The sequence below is a fragment of the Paenibacillus sp. 01L418 genome, from assembly GCF_056400045.1.
Genome location: NZ_JBFTSN010000437.1, coordinates 1 through 5194 on the forward strand (window position 1 = coordinate 1; position 5194 = coordinate 5194).

3 protein-coding genes are annotated in these 5194 nt (G+C 44.1%); all 3 read right to left on the minus strand.

The window, feature by feature from the left end; translation table 11 throughout:
• Positions 1–52: 52 nt before the first annotated feature.
• The 3 genes from AC1DSE_RS29720 to AC1DSE_RS29730 are packed head-to-tail and all read right to left on the minus strand — an operon-like array spanning position 53 to position 3511.
• Positions 53–1609 (minus strand): extracellular solute-binding protein, encoded by a 1557-nt coding sequence (locus AC1DSE_RS29720; protein ID WP_076269438.1) that lies wholly within the window; start codon positions 1607–1609, stop codon positions 53–55.
• A gap of 56 nt (positions 1610–1665) precedes the next feature.
• Entirely contained in the window at positions 1666–2550 is an 885-nt protein-coding gene (locus tag AC1DSE_RS29725; RefSeq protein ID WP_076269437.1) for a carbohydrate ABC transporter permease, read from the minus strand.
• Positions 2551–2584: 34 nt separating this feature from the next.
• Entirely contained in the window at positions 2585–3511 is a 927-nt protein-coding gene (locus tag AC1DSE_RS29730; RefSeq protein WP_076269604.1) for an ABC transporter permease, read from the minus strand.
• Positions 3512–5194 lie beyond the last annotated feature (1683 nt).

Consider the following 5194-nt stretch of genomic DNA (forward strand, 5'->3'; position numbering starts at 1 on the left):
GTCAAAGGAGAAGCCTTCCTCTACATAAGGTCGGCTTCTCATTCGTCACACTTTATTTTTTCTTCGCAAGAAACTCATCAATTTGTCTTTGAGTTTCAGCGATGATGACATCAAGTCCATTTTTCTTTTGCGTTTCGATATAAGCAGCAACGGCCTTCTCGACATCCTTCACCACGCCAAAYTCTATCGGTCTGTTCAGCTCATCGTTTGCTGTATCACGTTTTGCAATCTCGTTTTTCATATTGTCTTCAGCGATAAATAGGCCGTCGATAGGTGAGTTGACGTTATTAGGCTTGCTTGCAAATTCAGCTTCCTTCAGCCAGAAATCCGTTCCATATGTCATCGTCGGACGCATGAATTGCGGCTTCCAGAATGCCCATTGTCCGCCCCACTCCATATAGTTGCTCGTCGTTGTTTCCATGCCTTCCGGATATTCAGCCGTTTCCCCGTTCAATACATAGGTTTTGCCTTCAATACCGTATTGCACAAGGTCATACAACGTTTTGTCGGTTTCCATCATATCCAAGAAACGAAGCACTCGTTCTGGATTTTTGGAGTTGCGGTTAATGGCAACGACATTGGCAAGAGCCGTACGGTTAACGAATCTTTTGTCAGGATAAAGCTCTGCCGATTCCATCTTGAACGACGGATCAGAGAAACCAGGATTAGCACTTACCCATTCATGCGATGTTACAGTGAACAGCTTTTTGCCATTTCTCCACTCTGCTGCTTCGTCTGACTTATCGATCATCGCATCACGGTTAATCAAATTATCGTCATACCAAACTTTAGCCAGCTTTGCAGCCTCTAGGTAGAATGGTTGCTGCTCAACCGCTTTAATCGTAATTTTGTCATCGCTTAAATAGAAGCCAAGGCCGTGGAAGTTAAGATCTACCCACTCATCACGAATCATAATGAGGGATACCGGCGGCGTCCGGGAAATTCTTTCGTTCGGGTACGCTTTTTTCAATTCACGCAGCAATCTGTCGACATCCTCAATTGTTTTGATTGAGCCTGCTGGAATATCAAGTCCCGCTTTCTCGACAAGATCMGAGCGCCAGCCAGTAAATTTACGCTCATTCATTTTCATCGTCCATGGAAGACCTACGATGTTGCCGTTTACCGTTGCAGCAGCAAGTGTACCCTGCTCCTCATATTTCTTGTGCAAGTTAGGAGCAAATTCCGGCAGCAGATCGTTTAATGCCATGTATGATCCTTTTGCAGCCATCTGCTTGTACGAAAGCCAGTCGCCGTCAAAGTTCATATCCCAGTTGTCGCCGGATGCGGCCATAACGAGCATCTTTTCTTTGAAGTCGCCAAACGGAATGAAGTTAATATCGAACTTCACGTTAAGACCTTTCGCTTTCACATATTCGCTAACCTTGGACCAAACCTCATCCGTAGCCGCTTTTTTATCACCGCCAAAATAAAACTTCAGCGTAACTTCATCCTCTTGCTTCACTTCTTCGGTTCCGCCAGTTGGCGCATTAGTCGCCTTCCCATTATTGCTTGGCGTATTGCTGTTGCTTGAGCTGCATGCTGCTAGAATAACGCTTAGCAGCATGATGACAGCAATAAATAGCGGCATTTTTGTTATGCTTTTCTGCATCTGAACCTCTCCCCTTAGCTTATGTTTTATATACTACACGGCTGAAGCCGAGATAGTCATCCTTTTACTGCGCCCACCATCAAACCTTTGACAAAAAAACGTTGAACGAACGGATACAAGAAAATGATAGGGCCAATCGTAACGACCGTAAGCGCCATCTTGATCGATTCCGAAGGAATTTGCGCTGATATTCGCTGCATAGCGGATGCATTGCTCGAGCTCTTCAGAAATTCCACGTTGGAGATGAGCGTTCGCAGCAGCAGCTGCAGCGGTTGAAGCTCCTGCTTATCGACAAACATGAGACCTAGAAACCAATCGTTCCAGTAGCTCAATGCTACGAATAAACCGACGGTTGCAAGTACTGGCAAGGAAAGCGGTGCAATGAGGCGATAAAAGATTTTAAAGTCGCCCGCACCGTCCATTTTGGCCGATTCATTCATATCCTCGGGTATGGATAACATAAAGTTGCGAATGAGGAACATATTGAATGCATTAGCGAGCATCGGTAAAATAAGCGCCCAAAGTGTATCTTTTAGATCCAAATATCTCACGCAAATGATGTACCAAGGTACTAATCCGCCATTAAACAGCATTGTAATAATGACGTAGATAGACAAAATGTTTCTATACTTGAATGACCGTCTCGCCATTACGTATGCGCCCATGCTCGTTACGAGCAAGGATAGAATTGTTCCTGCCACCGTAACGAGAAGACTTACGCCATACGCATCAATAATGCGATTAGAGCCTAGAAATAAAATGCGATAAGAATCGAAAGTAATGCTCTTTGGCCATAGCGTGTATCCATAATCCATAATGTCCTTCTCCGTACTTAACGAGCCTGAAATGACCATAATGAATGGAAACAAGCAGGACAGACTGAACAAGGAGATCGCTATAATGATAATAAATTGTGAAATTGAAAATCTCTTCAGATGCATGCAGATGATCCTCCCTTGATGTGAATGGACGTTTTTAGAAAATAGCCGAGTCTTTGTCTATTTTGCGTGCCGCGTAATTGCTGCCGATAATAAGCACGAATGCGATGAACGACTGGAGGAAGCCCGCCGCAGATGCCATGCCGATATCTCCTGATTTGCGCAAGCTGCGATAAACAAACGTATCAATAACGTCAGTTGTAGGAAATAAGAGAGAAGCATCGCCGACCATTGCGTAAAACATTCCAAAATCGGCGTTCATGATTCTGCCAACAGCCAGCAAGGTTAAGATAATGATCGTTGGCCGCAGCATCGGAATGCTGATAAAACGGATTTGCTGCCATCTTGTCGCACCGTCGATGGACGCTGCTTCATAATACGAATTGTCGATGGACGTTAATGCCGCCAAATAAATGATTGTGCCGTATCCGGTAACCTTCCAGCGAACCGCTATCGTTAGAATGAGCGGCCATAAGCCGGCTTCGCTGTAGAAATCAATCGGCTGCAAGCCTATCGTCTCCAGCACACGATTAATCGCTCCACTCTCAAAGTTCATTAAGTTGTAAGCGAACACTCCGACTACGATCCACGAAATAAAGAACGGAAGAAAGGTTAACGACTGCGTAACTCTCTTAAAATATTTGTTTCTAATCTCATTGAGCAGCAAGGCAAACCCTACTTCAAAAATGAGCCCGACTGTAATAAACAATGCGTTTAACAGTATCGTGTTTCTCATCGCCCGAAAAGCGGTCGGAGAAGAGAACAAATAATCAAAGTTATTCAGCAGCGGGTGCATCCAATCGCTTCCGAAAATTCCTTTAGCAAAGTCAAAGTCTTTAAAGGCGATGACTAGACCTGCAAGCGGCAAGTAGTTAAAGAGAAAAAGGAGCGTCGCGACGGGCAGGAACATGAGCAGCAGCGTTCGATTTCTAAGTAATTCCCGAATGACTCCATTAGATTTCATAATCGATTTCCCTTCCATTGATGTGATACTTTTATTCTAAAGGAGCCCGCCTGGGCTTACTATGAGCCAATCTTATACTTTGTGGTTTAAGATTATCCTCCTATGCATAAAGCTCCTTTTCCCCATCTCCCAGACGCCGACTCTACTCTATTCGCGCATATATGTGCTTATAGACAACAAACCAAGGCTTGTCTCGTGCTGTAAGAACACATACGTGCTTACAGCTTCATTTCCGCCTCAACCAGTCGGATTTTCTACTCAATAAGCGCATATTTGCGCTTATAAACAACAAACCAAGGCTTGTCTCGTGCTGTAAGAACACATGTGTGCTTACAGCTCCATTTCTACCTCAACCAGACGGCTTTTCTACTCAATAAGCGCACATATGCGCTTACAGACAACCAACTAAGACTATTCTCTCGCTGTAAGAACACATGTGTGCTTACAGCTCCATTTCCACCTCAACCAGTCGGCTTTTCTACTCAATAAGCGCATATTTGCGCTTACAGACAACAAACTAAGACTATTCTCTCGCTGTAAGAACACATGTGTGCTTACAGCTCCATTTGTACCTCAACCAGACGCCTTTTCTACTCAATAAGCGCACATATGCGCTTACAAACAACAAACTAACCCATTCCTCAAGCTTTAAGAACACATGCGTGCTTACAGCTTCATTTCAACCTCGATCAGACGCCTCATCTACCTCAATAAGCACATATTTGCGCTTACAGACAACAAACTAAGGCTTGTCTCGAGCTGTAAGAACACATGTGTGCTTACAGCTTCATTTCCGCCTCAACCTGACGGCTTTTCTACTCAATAAGCGCATATTTGCGCTTACCGACAACAAACCGAGGCTTGTCTCGCGCTGAAAGAACACATGTGTGCTTACAGCTCCATTTCTACCTCAACCAGTCGGCTTTTCTACTCAATAAGCGCATATTTGCGCTTACAGACAACAAACCAAGGCTTGTCTCGAACTGTAAGAACACATGTGTGCTTACAGCTCCATTTCTACCCCAACCAGATGGCTTCACTACTCAATAAGCGCATGTATTCTTACTGCTTCATTTCAACCTCGATCAGACGCCTCATCTACCTCAATAAGCACATATTTGCGCTTATCGACAACAAACTAAGGCTATTCTCGTGTTGTAAGAACACATACGTGCTTACAGCTTCATTTCCGCCTCAACCACATAGCTTTTCTACTCAATAAGTGCATATTTGCGCTTACAAACAACAAACTAACCCTTTTCTCAAGCTGTAAGAACACATGCGTTCTTACAGCTTCACTTCCACCTCATCCAGATGGCTTCTCTACTCTTTAAGCGCATATTTGCGCTTACAGACAACAAACTAAAGCTATTCTCTCGCTGTAAGAACACATATGTGCTTACAGCTTCACTTCCACCTCAACCAGATGGCTTCACTACTCTATAAGCGCACATATGCGCTTACAAACAACAAACTAACCCTTTTCTCAAGCTTTAAGAACACATACGTTCTTACAGCTTCACTTCCACCTCGGTCAGACGCCTCATCTACCTCAATAAGCGCATATTTGCGCTTATAAACAACAAACCAAGGCTTTTCTCGAGCTGTAAGAACACATGCGTGCTTACAGCTTCACTTCCACCTCAACCAGATGGCTTCTCTAATCTTTAAGCGCATATATTC

Excerpts from the sequence above, each read along its gene's own strand:
- AC1DSE_RS29725 (WP_076269437.1), bottom strand. The coding sequence starts at position 2,550 with ATGCATCTGAAGAGATTTTCAATTTCACAATTTATTATCATTATAGCG.
- AC1DSE_RS29730 (WP_076269604.1), bottom strand. The coding sequence starts at position 3,511 with ATGAAATCTAATGGAGTCATTCGGGAATTACTTAGAAATCGAACGCTG.